The organism is Rugamonas sp. GW822-FHT03B10 (assembly GCF_058801745.1).
The window spans coordinates 78951-97305 of the sequence record NZ_JBXANP010000014.1 but is presented as its reverse complement, the minus strand read 5'-3'; the positions used below and the strand labels follow the sequence as shown (position 1 = coordinate 97305).

The window sequence follows — 18355 nt, the reverse complement described above, 5'->3', positions numbered from 1 at the left end:
GCCTATGCAAGATAAATTTCCCCATACCGCGATCCAGTGCCTGACTGCCATCGCGCAGCATCACGGTCTGCAGATCAACCCCGAACGCATCATTGACGACAATGCGCTGCGCGCCGAGGAACCGAGTACGGGGGCGCTGCTGCGGATCGCGTCCGAGATCGGCCTGAAATCCAAGGCCGATAAACTGAGCTGGGCCCGCCTGATGGCGCAAGGCGGGGTGTTCCCGCTGATGGCGCGCCTGGTCGACGGCAACATGATCATCGTGGTGGGCGTCAAGCCGGGCGAGCAGGGCGCGGAAGACCAGGTCGCCGTGCTCAACCCGGCCGCCGGCAACGCGCAGGTGATGATGGTGGCGCGCAGCGAATTCGAGCGGCGCTGGCTGGGCGAGGTGATTTTCGTCAAACGCCAGCACAAGCTGACCGATCCCAACCAGCCGTTCGGCCTGCGCTGGTTCATCCCGGAGATCTTGCAGCAGAAGGCCGCCTTCCGCGACATCTTCATCGCCGCCATCGCCATGCAGTTGCTGGCGCTGGCCTCGCCGATCTTCTTCCAGCTGGTGATCGACAAGGTGCTCACCCACCAGAGCGTGACCACGCTGCAGGTGCTGGGCGTGGGCATCGTGATGGCGCTGGCGTTCGACGCCACCTTCGGCTTCCTGCGCCAGACGCTGACCCTGGCCGCCTCCAACAAGATCGACATGCGCCTGACGCGGCGCGTGTTCAGCCACCTGCTGTCGCTGCCGATCGACTTCTTCGAGACCACCAGCGCCGGCGTGGTCACGCGCCACATGCAGCAGCTCGAGAAGATCCGCAACTTCCTCACCGGCCGCCTGTTCTTCACCGGCCTGGACCTGATCGCGCTGGTGGTGTTCATCCCCATCCTGTTCAGCTACTCGTTCAAGCTGGCCCTGATCGTGCTGCTGTTCGCCGGCCTGATCGGCGGCATCGTGCTGGCCATGGTGCCGACCTTCCAGCGCCGCCTGAACGCGCTGTACGCGGCCGAGGGCCAGCGCCAGGGCATGCTGGTCGAGACCATCCACGGCATGCGCACGGTCAAGGCGCTGGCGATCGAGCCGTCGCAGCGGCGCGTGTGGGACCAGCGCTCGGCCGAGGCGATCACCATGCATTTCCGCGTCGGCCAGATCTCCATCGCCGGCAATTCGCTGACCGACTTCCTCGGCAAGCTGCTGCCGGTGACGCTGATCATCGTCGGCGCGGCCGACGTGTTCACCGGCACGCTGTCGGTGGGCGCGCTGATCGCGTTCCAGATGCTGTCGGGCCGGGTCACCCAGCCGCTCATCTCCATCGTCGGCCTGGTCAACGAATACCAGGAGACGGCGCTGTCGGTGCGCATGCTGGGCGAGGTGATGAACCGCGCGCCGGAGGGCCGCCCCGGCGCCAACGGCCTGCGCCCCGTGCTGCAGGGTGAGATCAAGTTCGACAACGTGGTGTTCCGCTATCCGGGCGCGCAGAACCTGGCCCTGAACCAGGCCAGCTTCACCATCGAGCAGGGCCAGGTGGTGGGCATCGTCGGCCGCTCCGGCTCGGGCAAGACCACCCTGACCAAGCTGATCCAGGGACTCTATCCGCTGCAGGAGGGCCTGGTGCGCTTCGACGGCATCGACGCGCGCGAGATCGAGCTGTCCCATCTGCGCCGCCAGATCGGCGTGGTGCTGCAGGAGAACTTCCTGTTCCGCGGCACCGTGCGCGAGAACCTGGCGGCGACCAAGCCCGACGCCACCTTCGACGAGCTGGTGGCGGCGGCCCAGGCGGCCGGCGCCGACGAGTTCATCGAACGCCTGCCGCAGGGCTACGACACGGTGCTCGAGGAGAACGCCACCAACCTGTCGGGCGGCCAGAAGCAGCGCCTGTCGATCGCCCGCACCCTGGTGGCGCGCCCGCGCATCCTGATCCTCGACGAGGCCGCCTCGGCGCTCGATCCGGAGTCGGAGGCCATCTTCATCAACAACCTGGCGCGCATCGCCGTCGGCCGCACGGTGGTGATGATCTCGCACCGCCTGTCGACGCTGGTGAACGCCGACAAGATCATGGTCATGCAGCAGGGCTCGCTGGTCGACGCCGGCCGCCATGAAGAATTGCTCACCCGCAGCGAAACCTACCAGCACCTATGGAACCAGCAAACAAGTCACCTGTGAAGTTCATGCGCGGCACAAAGGACCAGACGGAAATCGAGTTCCTGCCCGACGCCGACGCCATCGAGCGCGGCCCGCTGCCGCGGTTCGTGCGGCTGACGCTGCACCTGCTGCTGCTGGCCTTCGCCAGTTTCATCGTGTGGGCCTGCGTGTCGCCGGTGGAGAAGATCGTCATCGCGCACGGCAAGCTGGTCAATCCCTTGCCGAACATCGTGGTGCAGCCGCTCGACACCTCGATCGTCCAGAGCATCGAGGTGCGCGTGGGCCAGGTGGTGAAGAAGGGCCAGGTGCTGGCCACGCTGGACCCGACCTTCACGGCCGCCGACGAGACCCAGTTGCGGGTCCATCTGCAGTCGCTCGACACCCAGGCGGCGGCGCTGCGCGCCGAGCTGGCCGGCAAGCCGGGGGCCCGCCCCGGCGACGGCGCCAGCGACGACGCCCGCCTGCAGGCGCAGCTGGCGGCCGAGCGCAAGGCCAACTACGCGGCGCAGCTGGCCAGGATGGACCAGAACATCGCGCGCCTGCGCGCCGGGCTCGACACCAACCGCCACGACCAGGTCATCCTGGCGCAGCGCGTGAAGTCGCTGCGCGAGGTGGAGGCCATGCAGGAGCAGTTGATGGCCGAGCAGTTCGGCGCCAAGATGCACCTGCTGGAGGCGCGCGACCGCCGCCTCGAGGTCGAGCGCGACATGGATCTGCAGCGCAACAAGGCCGTCGAGATGGGCCGCGAGCTGGCCGCGGCCGAGTCGGAGCGGGCCGCGTTCGAGAAGGGCTGGCGCCAGAAGTCGATGGAGGATCTGCTCAACGCCAGCCGCGAACGCGACAGCGTCAGCGAGCAGCTGGCCAAGGCCGACAAGCGCAACCGCATGGTGCAGCTGGTGGCGCCGGCCGACGGCGTGGTGCTCGAGATCGGCAAGCTGTCGATCGGCTCCATCGTGCGCGAGGCCGAGCCGCTGTTCACGCTGGTGCCGCTCGGTTCGCAGCTGGAGGCCGAGGTGCAGATCGATTCCCAGGACGTGGGCTTCATCAAGAGCGGCGCGCTGGCGCACCTGAAGGTGGACGCCTACTCATTCCAGGAGCATGGCATGCTCGAGGGCAAGGTGCGCTTCATCAGCCAGGATTCGTTCAAGCGCGAGACGGCCGACCGCAACGGCGGCGGGATGGACGCCTACTACCTGAGCCGGGTGCCGTACCACGGCAAGCTGCGCAACCTGCCGGGCGACGCGCGCCTGCTGCCGGGCATGACGGTGACGGCCGAGATCGTCGTCGGCCACCGCACCGTGATGTCCTACCTGCTGTACCCCCTCACCCGCGCGCTCGACGAATCGATACGCGAACCTTAACCTGCCGGAGCGGACCGTGTTCACCATCATCATCCCCACCCACGACCGTCCGCTGCTGCTGAAGCGCACGCTCGAATCGCTGATCGCCCAGACCTGCCAGGATTTCAAGGTCGTGATCGTCTCTGACACGGCCGGCTACCTGCCGCCCTACCAGGAGCTGCACCAGCTCAGCGGGCGCTTCGACTATGTGCTGCGCTGCTCCGGCACGCCGGGGCCGGCCGCCAGCCGCAACCTCGGCCTGGCCATCGCCGACGGCGAGTACATCCTGTTCCTCGACGACGACGACACCTACCGCCCCGACCACCTGGCCCGGCTCAAGGCGCGCCTGCTGCAGGACCGGCCGCCGTTGCTGTTCCACGATTTCCAGATCCAGAACGAGGACCGCACGGTGTTCCCGCCGCGGCCGCTGCCGGGCGGGCAGACGGTGTCGATCGCCGACGTGACCGCCGACAGCGTGTACGTGCGCAACCGCATCCCGAACAGCTGCCTGGCCTACCGCCGCGACGTGCTGGCCGGGGTCCGCAACGAGACCGACCTGATCATTTACGAGGACTGGGACTTCCTGCTCAGCGCCCTGCATGGCCGCGCGCTCGTGCACTACGCCACGGACGGCGTGGTGATCCACAAGAGCGCGGCCACGGCGCCCGAGAACATGCGGCGTGGCAATTCGCGCGACGACAAGATCGTCGAGGTGATGCTGCAGCTGTACCGCCGGCATCCGGCGCCGAACCCGCAGACGCGCCAGGCGCGCCTGGCGCTGATGGCCAGCGCCGGGGTGGCGCTGGACCCGGCCCACTGCTAGGGCGCGCCGGCGCGCGCCGGCCTCAGGCCTGGTGGAACTGCGCCAGGCCGTGCGCCAGCGCCACCTTGGGCCGCCAGCCGGGCAGGCTGCGGTAGCTGTGCCACGGCACCATCACCTCGCGCTCGCGATAGGGCCGGCCGCCCCAGTCGATGGCCAGCGGCTTGCCGCTCACCTGCGCGTACAGCGCGGCGATCTCCTTGAGCGGCAGCGGCTGGCCGCTCGAGACGCCATACTCCTCCATCGGCCCGGCCTGGGTCGCCAGCCGCGCGCCGGCCAGCACGAAGGCCTCCACCACGTCGTCGATGTGGACCAGGTCCACCAGCTGTTCGCCCGGCGACATGGCCAGCGCCGTGCCCTCGTTGGCCACCCGCTTGAGCAGGTTCAGCACCTTGGGCCGGGGATCGCCGGCGCCGTAGGTGTCGAACAGCTTGAGCGTCACCACCCGCAGGCCGTGCACCTCGACGTAGTAGCGCAGCAGCGCCACGAAGGCGGTCTTGGTGGCCGCGTACAGGCAGACCGGGTTGTAGGGCTGGTCTTCGTAGTGTTCCCACGAGGTGCCGGTGTTGACCAGTTCGCGCACGCCGCAGACGGCCATCGCCTCGGCCAGCTGGGTGCCGAACAGCAGGTTGGCGTTGACCAGCCGCTCCACGTCCTGCGGCTGGTGCGCCGCCAGGAACAGCGAGGCCAGGTGGAACACCACCCGCGGCGCGGCGGCGCGCATCAGCTCGACCAGTTGCACGGTGCTGCCGTCGTGACGGTGCACCTGCGCCTGCGGCGGCAGGCCGTCGGCCGACGAGGCGGCGCGCAGCAGCACATGCACCTCCCAGCCGTCGGCCAGCAGGCGGCGCACCAGCGCCGCGCCGACGAAGCCGGAGGCGCCCGTCACCAGCGCGCGTTGCGGGGCGGCGGCGGTCGACGCCGGCGCGCTCACGGGCGCGCTCCCGCCGCCGCGCCGTCGTAGACGAAGGGGCTGTCGAATTGCGCCAGCGTGGGGAAGGTGCGGTCGCGCGCCGACATCAGCGGCGCGCCCGGCGGCCAGGCGATCCCGGCCGAGTCCCACAGCACGCCGCCATCGTGCTCGGGCGCGTAGGTGGTGGTGACCTTGTACACCATCAGCGACTGCTCGCTGAGCGAGCAGAAGCCATGGGCCAGTCCGGCCGGCAGGTACAGCATGTGGCCGTTCTCGGCGCTCAGTTCCAGCGTGATGTGGCGGCCGTAGGTGGGCGAGCCGCGGCGCAGGTCGAGCGCCGCGTCGAGCACGGCGCCGTGGGCGCAATAGACCAGCTTGGCGTGCGCGTGCGGCGGGGTCTGGAAGTGCAGTCCCCGCACCACGCCGCGCTGCGAGGTCGAATAGTATTCCTCGGCGTAGTCGGTGGCCAGGCCGTGCTGGCGGAAGATGTCCTCGTGGAACACCTTGACGAAGCTGCCGCGCTCGTCGCGGCGGATGTCGGTGATGATCCGGTAGCAGCCGGGCAGGTCGGTGGGTACGATGTTCATGGCAGGGTCAACGGGGGTAGTTTTCATCGAGCCGCACCAGGGCGCGGGCGATCACCTTGTCCGGCCCCCAGGCGGCGATGCGCTTGGCCAGCAGGAAAGCCTGCAGGCGCTCGCAGCAGAAGGCCATGCTGCGGTCGGCGTAGCCGGGCCGCTGCACGTAGTGGTGGCGGAAATAGCGCGACATCACCAGCTCCAGGTCGTGCACGATCTCGACGAACCAGCTGACGGGGATGTAGGCCACGGTGGGCGCGGTGATGAAGGACGGGTTGCACAGGAAGTTGGCGGCCTCCAGGTTGGTGATCACGCCGCAGTCGATGGCGTCGCCGAAGAACATCAGCATGTCGCGCGCCACGCCGTTGGCCTCGTACTGTTGCAGCACGCTGCCGGCGAACGTCACCGTGATCGGCACGATGGGGGTCTGGCCGTCGCCGTAGAAGTGCTCGGGCCGGACCTGGGCCAGCAGGTCCGGGTGGGCGTGGTAGTTGAAGCCGGTCAGCACGCCGATCGGATGGGTCAGCGCGAAGCGGCGGTAGTGGCAAAAGCCGACGAAGCCCTGCGCGCCCTCGGCCAGCAGGCGGCGGCGGATTTCAAACAGCGCCAGGTACTCGCCCAGGTAGCGGTTGCGCGCCGCCTCCTGCGGCGACAGCAGCTGGCTCATGGCCAGTCCCCGCTCCGGCACATAGTCGCCCGAGCCCACCATGGTCATGAAGTCGGGCATCCGCCAGTTGAACGGCGCGTGGGCGATGCAGTAGAACCGTGGTTGCTCGTGCGTCATGCCGGCACCGCCTTGATCAGGTAATGGGACGGCTGGGCCGCGTCGAGCAGCGCCTGCGGCGCCGCGCCGCTGGCGGCGGCCCGCTGGCGCAGCGCGTCCTCGATATCCGCCGGCAGCGGCGCCGGGTTCAGCAGCACGCCGCTGGCGACCCGGAAGCCGGCCCGCTGGAACAAGGCCAGCATGTCGTCGATGGCCCAGGCGTGGCGCGCCGGCGCCGCCGGCGCGTCCCAGTGGCTGCGGTTGGCGATGCGGGCCACCACGCAGGCGTCGCACTGGATCACCTTGCGCACCTGGCGCAGCACGCGGGCCGGGTCGGCCAGCTGTTCGAGCGTGGCGTCGAACAACCAGCCGTCGGCCCATTCCAGCTGGCGGTAGCAGTCGTCGCCGGCCGTGTCGAGGTCGGCCTGCAGCACACGCTCGGCGTAGGCGCCGGCCTGCCGCGCGCGCAGCGGATCGGCCTCCACCACCAGCAGCGCCGAGGCCGGGTACAGGGCGTGGTAGTCGCGCGCCAGGCCGCCGTCGGTGGCGCCGGCCTGCACCAGCAGGCGGGCGTTGGGCGGCAGCATGGCCTTGAACGGCGCGACGTAGGGAGCCGGCTCACCCATGGCCGGCTTAGAAGTTGACGCCGAAGAAGGCTTCCAGCTTCTCCACCGCGAAGTCCAGCATCTCGCGGCTCAGGCCCGGGTAGACGCCGATCCAGAAGGTGTCGTTCATCACGCGGTCGGTGTTGGTCAGCGTGCCGGCCACGCGGAAATTGCGGCCCTGCATGTACGGCTGGCGCACCAGGTTGCCGGCGAACAGCAGGCGGGTGCCGATCTTGTGCTGGTCCAGGTAGGTCAGCAGGTCGACCCGGGCCACGTTGGCGGCCGGCTTCAGCGTCATGGGGAAGCCGAACCACGACGGGTCGGCGTGCTCGGTGGCCTCGGGCAGGATCAGGAACTCGGCGCACGACTGCAGCCGCTCCTTCAGGTAGGCGAAGTTGTCCTTGCGCGCCTGGATGAAGCCGGCGGCGCGGTCGATCTGCGCCAGGCCGCAGGCGGCCTGCATGTCGGTGATCTTCAGGTTGTAGCCCAGATGGCTGTAGGTGTACTTGTGGTCGTAGCCGGGCGGCAGCGTGCCGAAGCACTGGCAGAAGCGCTTGCCGCAGGTGTTGTCCTTGCCGGGCGGGCAGTAGCAGTCGCGGCCCCAGTCGCGGAACGACTCGGCGATCGTCTTCAGTTCCGCGTTGTTGGTGAACACGGCGCCGCCCTCGCCCATGGTGATGTGGTGGGCCGGATAGAACGACATGGTGCCGATGTCGCCGAAGGTGCCGACCATCTTGCCGTGGTAGGTCGAGCCGAGCGCGTCGCAGCAGTCCTCGATCAGCCACAGATTGTGCTGCTTGCAGAAGGCCGTGATCACGTCCAGGTTGTACGGGTTGCCCAGCGTGTGGGCCAGCATGATGGCCTTGGTTTTGGGCGAGAGCGCCGCCTCGAGCTGGGTCACGTCGATGTTGTAGGTGCCCAGTTCGACGTCGACGAACACCGGCACGGCGCCGAACTGCAGGATCGGATTGACGGTGGTGGGGAAGCCGGCGGCCACGCCGATCACCTCGTCGCCGGGCTGGATCGCGCGCGCGCCCAGCTTGGGCGAGGTCAGCGTGTTGAACGCGACCAGGTTGGCCGACGAGCCCGAGTTCACCGTGATCAGGAAATCGACCCCGATCAGCTTGGCCAGCCTGGCCTCGAACTGGTCGTTGAAGCGGCCGGTGGTCAGCCAGGCGTCGAGCGAGGCCTCGACCATCAACGCCATCTCCGGCGCGCCGACCACCTTGCCGGCCGGCGGGATGACCGTCACGCCCGGCTCGAACGGCTTGGGCGCGCTGGCCAGCGCGCCGTATTCGGCCACCAGCTTGCTGATCTGTTCGCGCAGTTGCTGCTGCTTGTTTTGCATTTCACTCATGATTGCTACCTTAGACGGGGGCGGTGTTTTGATAGGTGTCGATCTGGGCCAGCGTCAGCGCGCGCATGTCGGCGCCCGCCATCTGGGCCCGGTGCCAGGCGACGATCTGGTCGATGGCGTGGCCGAGCTGCCAGCGCGGTTGCCATTGCAGACGGGCGCGCGCCTTGGAGCAGTCCAGTTTCAGGTAGTGCGCCTCGTGCGGCTGCGGCGCCCGGTCCAGTTCCCAGGCCGCCCCGGCGCCCCAGCTGGCGCACAGGCGCTCGACGATCCATTGCACCGGACGGGCGTCGACGTCGTGCGGGCCGAAGTTGTAGCCCTCGGCGTAGGCCGCGCCGTCCTGGTACAGGCGCTCGGCCAGGGTCAGATAGCCCGACAGTGGTTCCAGCACGTGCTGCCACGGCCGGATCGCGTGCGGGCTGCGGATGCGCACCGGCTGGCCGGCGCCGATCGCGCGCACCATGTCGGGGATCAGACGGTCGCCGGCCCAGTCGCCGCCGCCGATCACGTTGCCGGCGCGGGCCGACGCCAGCGCCACGCCGTGCACGGCGTATTGTTCGGGATTGAAGTACGACGAGCGGTAGCCGGCCGTCACCAGCTCGGCGCAGGCCTTGCTGTTGCTGTACGGGTCGTAGCCGCCGAACGCTTCGTTCTCGCGGTAGCCCCAGGCCCATTCCTTGTTCTCGTAGCACTTGTCGCTGGTGACGTTGAGCACCGCCTTGATGCCGGGCGTATTGCGCACCGCCTCGAACAGGTTGACCAGGCCCATGACGTTGGTGGCGTAGGTCTCCACCGGGTTGGCGTACGAGTAGCGCACCAGCGCCTGCGCCGCCAGGTGGATGACGATCTCGGGCCGGGCCTGGCGCATCGCCGCCAGCAGCGCCGCGCCGTCGCGGATATCGCCGATGACGGAGGTCATGCCGTCGCCGACGCGCGCCACCTCGAACAGGCTGGGCGTGCTGGGCGGCGCCAGCGCGTAGCCGGTCACCTGCGCCCCCATGCGCTGCAGCCACAGGCTGAGCCAGCCGCCCTTGAAGCCGGTGTGGCCGGTCAGGAACACCCGCTTGCCGTGCCAGAACGCGCCATTCATGGCCAGCGCTTCCATGGCGCCTTGCCGCTGTCCCACAGGTCCTCGAGGTGGATCTTGTCGCGCAGCGTGTCCATCGGCTGCCAGAAGCCGTGGTGGAGGTAGGCGTCCATCTGGTTGTCGCGGGCCAGCGTCTCCATCGGCTCCTTCTCCCAGATGGTGGCGTCGTCCGCGATGTAGTCGATCACCTTGGGCGAGAGCACGAAGTAGCCGCCGTTGATCCAGGCGCCGTCGCCGCGCGGTTTTTCCTTGAAGCTGACGATGCGCTGGCCGTCGATGTCGATGGCGCCGAAGCGGCCCGGCGGCAGCACCGCCGACATGGTGGCCAGCTTGCCGTGCGCGCGGTGGAAGGCGATCGAGGCGCTGATGTCGATGTCGGCCACGCCGTCGCCGTAGGTGAAGCAGAACGCCTCCTCGTCCTTCAGGTGCTCGCGCACGCGCTTGAGGCGGCCGCCCGTCATGCTGTCGGCGCCGGTGTCGATCAGCGTCACGCGCCACGGCTCGGCGTGGCGCTCGTGCACCTCCATGCTGTTGCGCTGCAGGTCGAACGTGACGTCCGAGGTGTGCAGGAAGTAGTTGGCGAAGAATTCCTTGATCACGTAGCCGCGGTAGCCGCAGCAGATGACGAAGTCGTTGATGCCGTGGGCCGAGTAGATCTTCATGATGTGCCACAGGATCGGCTTGCCGCCGATCTCGACCATCGGCTTGGGCTTGACGGTGGTTTCCTCGCTGAGCCGTGTGCCCAGGCCGCCTGCCAATATCACTGCTTTCATGCTGTCTCCGGATTGAGGGTGGGTGCGCTCACAGACTGCATTGTCAGCCACCGCCGTCGTATTCTAAACGAAAAGAACCGCGTGTTTTTCCCATCAGCACGGCCGTTCGCCATGCCGGCGCGACGGGCGCGACGATTATAGCGTGCCGGCCCGCCACTGCCTATCGCCCGGCCGCCCCGGCCACGGCCACCTCGAGATCGGTCAGCGGCAGGTGGCGCGGCAAGGTGAACAGGGGCTCGCCGACCCGCCCGGGCACGGGCGCGCCGCTGCCGTCGTGGGCCAGGCGCGCGTAGTCGGCCACCAGCGCGCGGGTGGCCTGCGGCTGCGGCTCGCTGTCGAGTACGGCCTCCATGATGCGCAGCATGATCCACGGGTCGACGTCTTCGCGCCGGCCGGCCGCGTCGTGCGGCGCCACGGTCTTGACGCGGAAATGGAAGTGGCCCATGCGCAACATGTGGCTGGCGATGGCGGCGATCTCGGCGGCGTCGGCGCGCGGCGCGCGCGGGCGCACGAAGTTGAAGGTCGGCAGCGGGGTGCGCAGGAAATCGGGCAGCAGCAGCGCCTGCCAGACGTCGTTCGGGCACTGGCTGTACGGGTGGCGCGGGTCGTAGCGCTCGCGCATGCGCTCGAGCGCGTCGCGCGAGAACACGGTGCTGGCGCCGCTGGTGAAGGTCAGGCCGGCCAGCTCGGCCGGGCCGGTCAGGCGCGCCAGCGGGCCGGCGTAGCAGCCGCTGGCCGGCAGCTGGTCCAGCACCGTGTTCAGGGCGCGGAAGTCGACCACCGAGGTCAGCGTCAGGTGGTGGAAGAAGAACGGGCCGCCGCGGGTGCGCAGCAGGTGGTCCTGCACCAGCATCTGGCGGTAGATGAACTTGGCGTTCTCGCTGCCGGACCAGACCCCGGTGCTGGCGTAGCCGGTGTCGGCCCCCAGCGCGTCGCCGATGCCGACCAGCAGGTCGTGGCCGTCGTGCACCACCTCGCCCGGGCGCAGCTTGCTGTCCCAGCGCGTGAACACGATCTCGATGCGCGGGAAGTGGGCGGCGTAGAACTGCCACAGCGCGCGCGCGTTGCGGTAGACGGGCAGCTCGTCGCCATAGGGGATCATGACGACCAGGTCGGGGCGTTCGGTGGTGGCGATGCGTGCGAGCGGGCTGGACATGGATGCGGCGGGCCGGTGGCGGCTCAGAACGTGACTTGGGCGCCGTCGGGCAGGAACTTGCGGTACCGGGCCAGGGCGCCCAGGATGGCCTCGTGGCTCATCTCGTAGTGGTACTCGTGCGCGTGCTCGGCCACCTGCACGGCGCCGAAGCGCAGGTGGAAGCTGATGACGCCGTCGTTGCCCTTGCTGACCTGGAAGTGCGCGCGCCGGAAACCCAGCTGCAGCGCGAAGTCGTAGACCAGCAGCGCCGACTCCACGCCGAAGCCGGCGGGCGCGCCGTCGCTCTTGATCCACGAGCCCCAGCAGAACGAGTCGCCCTGCTGGTCGTACAGGCGCACCGTGCCCACCGGCTGGCCGTCGAGCTTGCAGATGATGAAGTAGATCTGGCTGTCGTCGGCGGCGTAGCGGGCCAGCCAGTCGCGCTGTTGCTGGACGTCCGGCGAGGTGGCCGACAGGTAGCGGTTCTTGGCGGCGTCGGTGCGCAGCGACAGGATGAACTCGGCGTCGGCGACGGTGGCGTCGCGCAGCATCAGCTGGTGGCCGCGCACGGCCTTCGGCTTGACGTAGCGCGGCCCGCTCACGCCGCCTCCAGCGCGGCCACGGCGGCGCGCACGGCCGCCACCACCTGGTGCGCCTGTTCGGCCGTCATGGTCGGCCCCATCGGCAGGCTCAGCACCTCGCGGTGCATGGCCTCGGAGACCGGGTAGCTGCCCTCGGCCAGCCCAAGTTGCGCGTAGGCCGGCTGCAGGTGCGGCGGCAGCGGGTAGTGCACCAGCGTGCCGACCCCGGCCTCGGCCAGGCGGGCCGCCAGCGCGTCGCGCCGGGCGTGGCGCACCACGTACAGGTGCCACACCGGCTCCGCCCAAGGCGCCACCTGCGGCAGGCGCAGGCCGGCCACGCCGGCCAGGCCTTCGTTGTAGATGGCGGCGATGGCGGCGCGCGCCGCGTTCTGCCGGTCCAGCACCGGCAGCTTGACCGACAGCACGGCCGCCTGCAGCTCGTCGAGCCGCGAGTTGAAGCCAGCCAGTTCGTTGTGGTACTTCTTCTGCGAACCGTAGTTGCGCAGCGTGCGCAGCTTGAGCGCCAGCGCGTCGTCGTCGGTGGTGATGGCGCCGGCGTCGCCCAGCGCGCCCAGGTTCTTGCCCGGATAGAAGCTGAACGCGGCCGCGTGGCCCAGCGCGCCGGCCCTGCGGCCGCGGTAGCGCGCGCCGTGCGCCTGCGCGCCATCCTCGATCACCTTCAGCCCGTGCTCGCGCGCCAGGGCCAGCAGCGGGTCCATGTCGGCCGTCTGGCCGTACAGGTGGACCGGGATGATGGCGCGGGTGTCGGCCGTGATGGCCGCCGCCACGCGCCGCGGGTCGAGGTTGTAGGTGCCGTCCACCGGCTCCACCGGCACCGGCGTGGCGCCGCAGTGCGACACGGCCAGCCAGGTGGCGATGTAGGTGTTGCTGGGCACGATGACCTGGTCGCCGGGGCCGATGCCGTAGGCCTTGAGCGTGAGGAAGATGGCGTCCAGGCCGTTGGCCACGCCGACCGCGTGGCGCGTGCCGCAATAGGCCGCGAACGCCTGCTCGAACGCCTCGACCTCCTTGCCCAGCACATACCAGCCCGAATGGAGCACGCGCCGCATCGCCTGCTCGATCTCGTCCTGCTGGGCGAGGTTGATGGCTTTCAGGTCCAGAAAGGGGATGCTCATGCTTGCTCCTGGGAGAGGGCGCGCTTCTCGGCGACGAACACGTCGTAGTCGCGGATGTAGTCGTCGGCCGCGTAGTAATGGGAGGCGAACACCAGCAGCACGGCGTCGCTCGAATATTTGTACTGGATGCCCCAGGTCATGGGCGGCAGGTAGATGCCGACGTCGGGCGCGTCGAGCTGCACCTCGCAGCGCTGCGCCAGGTCGTCGACCACCACCGAGCAACTGCCCTTCACGCAGATCAGGAACTGGTGGCAGGCGCGGTGGGCGTGCTCGCCGCGGGTCTTGTCGCTCGGCACGTTGAGCACCAGGAAGTAGCGCTTGGGCAGGAACGGGATCTCCTTCTCGAACTCGCCCACCGACAGGTCGCCGCGCGGGTCCTGCAGGAACTTGAAGCGGTGCAGCGTGGCCCCGCCCACGCCCAGCGGCACCACCGACGGCTGCTCGGGGAAGGTGGCCTGCTGGTGCCGGCCCAGGGCCGGCGCGCCGCTGGCGTTCTGCACATAGCCGGTGATGCGGGCCGGGGCGCCGCCGACGATGGCGTACGGCGGCACGTTCTGCGCCACCACGGCGCCGGCCGCCACCTGGGCGCCCTGGCCCAGCCGCACGCCGCGGCACAGCAGGGCGCCGGCGCCGACCCGCGCGCCGGCGCCGACCACGATGGCGTCGCCGCCGTCGCCGGCCGGCGCCTCCAGCGTGACGCCGGGGCCCAGCTCGGCGTCGGCCTCCAGCCGCACCCCCGGCCACAGCTGGGTGTAGCCGTGCACGCGGCAGCGTTCGCCGACCTCGGCGCCGGCGTAGGCCACCACGAAATCGCCCAGCCGGGCGCTGCCGGCCACGCGCGCGCCGGCGTGCACGCGGGCGCTGTCGGCGTGGCCCATGGCCGTTGTCGCGATCGCGCCGCTCATAGCAGCTTGCCCCGGTAGGCCGTGTAGCGGGCGTAGGCCTCGCCCATCTGCGGGAACACGCCGCCCAGGCGCTGGTTCACCGAGCTCAGCGTCTCATGCATGCCGATCAGCTCGGCGTCGCTGATGGCGCCGGTCTCGTGGGCCGACACGGCCAGGTCGAGGTAGTCGGAGAAGTTGTAGCCGAAGTGGGGGTTGGAGTGGGCGTTCGAGTTCGACTGCAGGCGCTGGTCGTGGCGGAAGTAGCTGAGCTCCTCGTCCACGTAGAACACCGAGCCGTGCTCGGTGAAGTTGATGTAGCTGGCGATGTCGGCCAGGCCGCGGGTGAAGTCGTGGCTGCCGCGCTTGAACAGCTGGTGCCAGCCCAGCTCCCACAGGCGCTCGCGGCGGAACATCACGGTGGTCAGCTCGCCGATGTGGTTGCGCAGGTTGAGCACCATGAAGCGGTGCATGTCGAGCCCGCTCATCATGCCGCTGGATTCGAACGGCCGGCGCGTCTCGACCCGCATGTTGGCGATGTCGATCACCTGCGAGGCCGAGAACACCAGCTGCACCTCGGGCGTGGCCTGGCAGGCCGCCACCATGCGCTCGATGCAGAACGGGTGCAGCAGGTCGTCGTCGTACAGCGGCTTGATGAACTCGCCCTTGCCCGAGTAGAAGGCCGACAGCACGTTCTGCTCGCGCATCGCGGTCGAGCGCTGGTAGATCACGCCGGGGAAGCGGCGGCAGATGTCGTGGATCTGCTCGGTCGGGCAATTGTCGCTGACCAGGATCTCGGTGTGCGGATAGCTCTGGCCGATGGCCGAGCGCAGGCACATCTCGAAGTGCGCCGGCTTGTACGACGGGATGACGATGCTCACTAATGGAAGACTCATGGACGAACAGGCTCCTGAAGGTTTACGCGGCGACGGCGGTGACGATGTATTGCCACGGCAGCGCGTCCTCGACCGCCACCACCGGGTCGATGCCGCTGGCGCCGGCCATCATGCGGATGGCCGGCAGGTATTTCTCGCGGGCCGGCTCGTCGTTGATGCGGGCGCTGCCGCCGCTGATCTGGAAGCCGGCCTGCTGGAACATCTCGAGCACGGCGCCGCGCGTGAACACGCGCTTGCGCTCGGGCTCCAGGCCCTGCGGGCCGTAGCGCAGGTCGCCCGCGTTCAGGCGCGCCTGCAGGCTCCAGTGCTGGAAGTTGCGGATGGTGGCCACGATCCGGCCGCCCGGCGCGATGCTGGTGCGGATCTTGTGCAGCATGCTCCACGGGTCGTCCATGCGCTCGATGGCCTCGTCCAGCACCCAGGTGTCGGCGCCGCGCACATGGTCCCAGAACATGGGCCCGGCGCGCTCGGGGTCCTCGTTGAACACGAAGTCGCAGTGCGGGCGGGCGGCCTGCGCCTGGGCCGGGTCGGCCTCGATGCCGGTGTAGTTGCAGATCGGGTTGCGCTGCTTGTAGGCCTTGGCGAAGGCGCCGTCGCGGCAGCCGACCTCGACGATCTTGCGGGCCTCGGCCGGCATGAACTGCAGCAGGTCGGCGTTGGCGCTGGTGGCGCTGGGCAGGTCGTAGTGGTAGCCGCCGGTGCGGCGCACCGTGCCCTGCCACGGGTGCTTGATGAAGTGCGGCGGCTTGTCGCCCTCGAAGTCGTCGCGCACCCACTGGATGTGCTTGAACAGGTGGGTGTTGCCGCTGTGGTTCAGGGCCAGCATGGTGTGGATCATCGGCGCGCCGTGCTTGATCGGCAGCGGCCACTGGCGCACCACCTCGATGTTGGTCAGCATGCAGGCCGGGTGCAGGTAGTTGATGGCGCCGTCGGGCCGGTCGTAGCCCTGCTCGTTGACCGGCTGGGTGCTGCCGACCCCGTACATGCCGGGCTGCAGGTGCTCGTGCAGCGCCTCGAGGAAGCCGGCCTTGACGATCTCGACGTCCGAGTCGAGGAACAGCACCTCGCCCGACAGGCCGAGGTGGGCGATGGCCCAGGCCATGCCGGGGCCGTGGTGGATGTTGTAGCCGAACGGGATGAACTCGACGTTCTCGAAGCGCGCGGCGATGGCGCGGATCTTCTCGGCCACGTCGGGGTTGGAGCCGTCGATCACGTACACGCGGTTGGGGTAGAACTGGCGCAGCGTGCGCAGCAGCGCCTCGATCAGGTCGGGCGCGTTGTAGGACACGGTGACGATGGGGATCTGGTCGATGCGGGCCGGCTCGGCCGGCGCCGACGGCTCCTGCGGCCGCACCGCGTGCTCGGGCGCGGCCAGCCGCGGCGCGGCCGGCTTGGCCACGCGCTGCAGCGCCGCCTCCAGGTTGCGCACGAAGCGCGGACTGTCGAACAGGGCGCAGCTCAGGCGGTTGGCCACCAGCTGGCGCTTCATGGCGGCGATGCGCTGCGGGTTGTGGGCCAGCTCGACCGCCTTGTCCTCGTAGTCGGCGAAATTGTAGGTGATCAGCTGCGGCAGGTCGACCGCGCGCAGCAGGCTGCCGGCCATGCGCGAGGAGAAGGTCTGGCCGGCGCAGGTCAGCAGCGGCAGGCCGGCCCACAGGGCGTCGCTGGCGGTGGTGCCGGCGTTGAACGGGAAGGTGTCGAGGAACAGGTCGGCCAGCTGGTAGCGCGCCAGGTACTCGGCCGGCACGGCCCGGCTGTTGAAGATCAGGCGCTTGCGGTCGATGCCGGCCTGCTCGGCGTGGCGGTACAGGTTCTCGCGCACCTCGGGGTAGTCGGCCACCAGCCACAGCACCGAGTTGGGCACCCGGCGCAGGATGTTCATCCACACGTCGAACAGCTCGGGGGTGAACTTGAAGTTGTTGTTGAACGAGCAGAACACGAAGGCGTCGTCGGGCAGATCGACCGAGGCCCGGCTCGGGGTCGGCGCGATGGCGCGCTGGCGGTCGTTGATCTGGAAGGTGTCGGGCAGGTACAGCGGCTGCTCGGTGAAGTACGGCGTCATCTCGGGCGTGATCAGGAATTCGTCGGCGATCACGTAGTCGACCCCGGGCAGGCCGGTGCTGCCGGGGAAGCCCAGGTAGGTCAGCTGCACCGGCGCCGGGCGGTAGGCCAGGATCTGCGGGCGCGCGCCCAGCGTCAGGCCGTGCAGGTCGATCAGGATGTCGATCTCGTGGGCGCGGATGGTGCGCGCCGCCTGCTCGTCGCTGAGCTTGTCGATGCGGATGTAGTGGTCCATGGCCTTGACCACGCGGGCGCGGATCGGCGAGCCGTCCTCGCGGCTCCAGCTGAACGCGTAGACCTCGAACTTGTTGCGGTCGTGCAGCTCGTACAGCTCGGCCGTCAGGATCGACACGGCGTGCGAGCAGAAGTCGGACGACAGGTAGCCGATGCGCAGGCGCGTGTGGTCGTAGCCGTGCTGGCCGGTCAGCGGCGCCACGGCGGCGTTGATCTTCTCGTTGACGAAGCGGCGCGCGGCGGCCAGCTGCATGGCCGGGTCGGCCGAGGCGCTGAGCATGGCCAGCGCCGACGTGCCCTCCATCATGGTGGCCTGCGAGATGTGCTCGAGGCCGGCGTACACCGGCCATTCGCACTGCTTCTGGCGCAGGTGGACCCAGTGCGTCATCACGTGCGCCTGCTGCGGGTCGACCCGCAGGCTGGTGGCCAGCATGGCCTCGGCCTCCGGGTAGCGCTTCTGGATCTCGAGCAGGCGGCCCAGGTTGTTCAGGGTCTGCACGTACAGCGTGCGGTTCGACTTGATATCGGGCTCGATCGGGTCGTCGAGGATGGCTTGCCAGGTGGCCAGCGCCGCGTCGGGCCGGTGGGTGCGCTCGAGCAGCGTGCCCAGGTTGAGGCGGGCCTCGACGAAGTGGGGGTTGAGCGCCATGGCCTTGCGCAGCACGGTCTCGGCGCTGGCGTCGTCGCCGGCGCTCGACAGCACCACGGCCAGGTTGAAGCAGGCCGCGTAGGCCAGTGGCGACGGCGTGTGTTCGAGCCAGGCGCGATACAGGCCGATGGCGGCCGGCAGCTGGCCGCTTTCCTGCAGCACGGCGGCGGCGCCGAACAGGTCGCCGATCGTCAACTGGCCCTGGACGGCGAGGGCCATGACGGTGCCCAGCGGGCTGGTGTCGGCGGGAGCGGGGGCGGCGGGGGCTTGAGTGGTCATGGCGGGGCGTGAAGTTGTTTCGGTCCGGGCTAATCATACCTGCTGTGGCACGATAAGGGGCAACTTTTGGCCCCGGAGCAAGACCTGAAAACGACGCTTGCTCGCCCGATAGTCGCACGGCCGGACCTGCCTCGGC

General features: G+C 69.3%; 16 protein-coding genes. 3 read left to right on the top strand and 13 right to left on the bottom strand.

Features of this window, described 5'->3' with window-relative positions:
* Nucleotides 1-4 precede the first annotated feature (4 nt).
* The 3 genes from AC1RQG_RS20410 to AC1RQG_RS20400 are packed head-to-tail and all read left to right on the top strand — an operon-like array spanning nt 5 to nt 4297.
* A complete protein-coding gene (locus AC1RQG_RS20410) occupies nt 5-2155 on the top strand; it encodes a peptidase domain-containing ABC transporter (protein WP_493134033.1) in 2151 nt (716 codons plus the stop codon).
* A 5-nt stretch (nt 2156-2160) separates the two neighbouring features.
* Nucleotides 2161-3495, top strand: a complete 1335-nt coding sequence (locus AC1RQG_RS20405; RefSeq protein WP_493134031.1) for an HlyD family type I secretion periplasmic adaptor subunit — start codon at nt 2161-2163, stop codon at nt 3493-3495.
* Between the two features lie 16 nt (nt 3496-3511).
* Nucleotides 3512-4297 carry a glycosyltransferase family A protein gene (locus AC1RQG_RS20400; RefSeq protein ID WP_493134029.1) on the top strand — a complete coding sequence of 262 codons (786 nt, stop codon included), beginning with the start codon at nt 3512-3514 and terminating at the stop codon, nt 4295-4297.
* A 22-nt stretch (nt 4298-4319) separates the two neighbouring features.
* Here AC1RQG_RS20400 and AC1RQG_RS20395 read toward each other — a convergent pair whose 3' ends face one another.
* From AC1RQG_RS20395 to AC1RQG_RS20335, 13 genes are all read right to left on the bottom strand, one after another.
* Complete coding sequence (locus AC1RQG_RS20395; RefSeq protein WP_493134027.1) at nt 4320-5228, bottom strand: NAD-dependent epimerase/dehydratase family protein; 909 nt, start codon at nt 5226-5228, stop codon at nt 4320-4322.
* On the bottom strand, nt 5225-5794 hold the full coding sequence (gene rfbC, locus AC1RQG_RS20390) for a dTDP-4-dehydrorhamnose 3,5-epimerase (protein WP_493134025.1): 570 nt from the start codon (nt 5792-5794) through the stop codon (nt 5225-5227). Before rfbC ends, AC1RQG_RS20395 begins: the two co-directional genes overlap by 4 nt.
* A 7-nt stretch (nt 5795-5801) precedes the next feature.
* On the bottom strand, nt 5802-6569 hold the full coding sequence (locus AC1RQG_RS20385) for a hypothetical protein (RefSeq protein ID WP_493134024.1): 768 nt from the start codon (nt 6567-6569) through the stop codon (nt 5802-5804).
* Nucleotides 6566-7174, bottom strand: coding sequence for a hypothetical protein (locus tag AC1RQG_RS20380; RefSeq protein ID WP_493134022.1), 609 nt, complete (start codon nt 7172-7174; stop codon nt 6566-6568). Before AC1RQG_RS20380 ends, AC1RQG_RS20385 begins: the two co-directional genes overlap by 4 nt.
* Nucleotides 7175-7181: 7 nt before the next feature.
* Nucleotides 7182-8510, bottom strand: a complete 1329-nt coding sequence (gene rfbH, locus AC1RQG_RS20375) for a lipopolysaccharide biosynthesis protein RfbH (protein ID WP_493134021.1) — start codon at nt 8508-8510, stop codon at nt 7182-7184.
* 10 nt (nt 8511-8520) lie between these two features.
* On the bottom strand, nt 8521-9612 hold the full coding sequence (gene rfbG / locus AC1RQG_RS20370; protein WP_493134091.1) for a CDP-glucose 4,6-dehydratase: 1092 nt from the start codon (nt 9610-9612) through the stop codon (nt 8521-8523).
* Nucleotides 9594-10367, bottom strand: coding sequence for a glucose-1-phosphate cytidylyltransferase (rfbF, locus tag AC1RQG_RS20365; protein ID WP_493134019.1), 774 nt, complete (start codon nt 10365-10367; stop codon nt 9594-9596). Before rfbF ends, rfbG begins: the two co-directional genes overlap by 19 nt.
* A gap of 160 nt (nt 10368-10527) precedes the next feature.
* Nucleotides 10528-11523, bottom strand: coding sequence for a hypothetical protein (locus AC1RQG_RS20360; protein ID WP_493134017.1), 996 nt, complete (start codon nt 11521-11523; stop codon nt 10528-10530).
* Between the two features lie 23 nt (nt 11524-11546).
* On the bottom strand, nt 11547-12104 hold the full coding sequence (locus AC1RQG_RS20355) for a GNAT family N-acetyltransferase (RefSeq protein ID WP_493134016.1): 558 nt from the start codon (nt 12102-12104) through the stop codon (nt 11547-11549).
* Nucleotides 12101-13219, bottom strand: coding sequence for a DegT/DnrJ/EryC1/StrS family aminotransferase (locus AC1RQG_RS20350; protein WP_493134015.1), 1119 nt, complete (start codon nt 13217-13219; stop codon nt 12101-12103). The genes AC1RQG_RS20355 and AC1RQG_RS20350 overlap by 4 nt, the downstream gene beginning before the upstream one ends.
* Nucleotides 13216-14124: a WxcM-like domain-containing protein gene (locus AC1RQG_RS20345; protein ID WP_493134013.1), complete on the bottom strand. Its 909-nt coding sequence runs from the start codon at nt 14122-14124 to the stop codon at nt 13216-13218. The genes AC1RQG_RS20350 and AC1RQG_RS20345 overlap by 4 nt, the downstream gene beginning before the upstream one ends.
* Nucleotides 14121-14996 carry a glycosyltransferase family 2 protein gene (locus tag AC1RQG_RS20340; protein WP_493134011.1) on the bottom strand — a complete coding sequence of 292 codons (876 nt, stop codon included), beginning with the start codon at nt 14994-14996 and terminating at the stop codon, nt 14121-14123. Before AC1RQG_RS20340 ends, AC1RQG_RS20345 begins: the two co-directional genes overlap by 4 nt.
* 22 nt (nt 14997-15018) lie before the next feature.
* Entirely contained in the window at nt 15019-18219 is a 3201-nt protein-coding gene (locus AC1RQG_RS20335) for an O-linked N-acetylglucosamine transferase family protein (RefSeq protein ID WP_493134009.1), read from the bottom strand.
* Nucleotides 18220-18355 lie beyond the last annotated feature (136 nt).

Coding starts and splice junctions, on each gene's coding strand:
- AC1RQG_RS20410 (WP_493134033.1), top strand. CDS start 5: ATGCAAGATAAATTTCCCCATACCGCGATCCAGTGCCTGACTGCCATC.
- AC1RQG_RS20405 (WP_493134031.1), top strand. CDS start 2,161: ATGCGCGGCACAAAGGACCAGACGGAAATCGAGTTCCTGCCCGACGCC.
- rfbC (WP_493134025.1), bottom strand. CDS start 5,794: ATGAACATCGTACCCACCGACCTGCCCGGCTGCTACCGGATCATCACC.
- AC1RQG_RS20385 (WP_493134024.1), bottom strand. CDS start 6,569: ATGACGCACGAGCAACCACGGTTCTACTGCATCGCCCACGCGCCGTTC.
- AC1RQG_RS20380 (WP_493134022.1), bottom strand. CDS start 7,174: ATGGGTGAGCCGGCTCCCTACGTCGCGCCGTTCAAGGCCATGCTGCCG.
- rfbH (WP_493134021.1), bottom strand. CDS start 8,510: ATGAGTGAAATGCAAAACAAGCAGCAGCAACTGCGCGAACAGATCAGC.
- rfbG (WP_493134091.1), bottom strand. CDS start 9,612: ATGGAAGCGCTGGCCATGAATGGCGCGTTCTGGCACGGCAAGCGGGTG.
- rfbF (WP_493134019.1), bottom strand. CDS start 10,367: ATGAAAGCAGTGATATTGGCAGGCGGCCTGGGCACACGGCTCAGCGAG.
- AC1RQG_RS20360 (WP_493134017.1), bottom strand. CDS start 11,523: ATGTCCAGCCCGCTCGCACGCATCGCCACCACCGAACGCCCCGACCTG.
- AC1RQG_RS20350 (WP_493134015.1), bottom strand. CDS start 13,219: ATGAGCATCCCCTTTCTGGACCTGAAAGCCATCAACCTCGCCCAGCAG.
- AC1RQG_RS20345 (WP_493134013.1), bottom strand. CDS start 14,124: ATGAGCGGCGCGATCGCGACAACGGCCATGGGCCACGCCGACAGCGCC.
- AC1RQG_RS20340 (WP_493134011.1), bottom strand. CDS start 14,996: ATGAGTCTTCCATTAGTGAGCATCGTCATCCCGTCGTACAAGCCGGCG.
- AC1RQG_RS20335 (WP_493134009.1), bottom strand. CDS start 18,219: ATGACCACTCAAGCCCCCGCCGCCCCCGCTCCCGCCGACACCAGCCCG.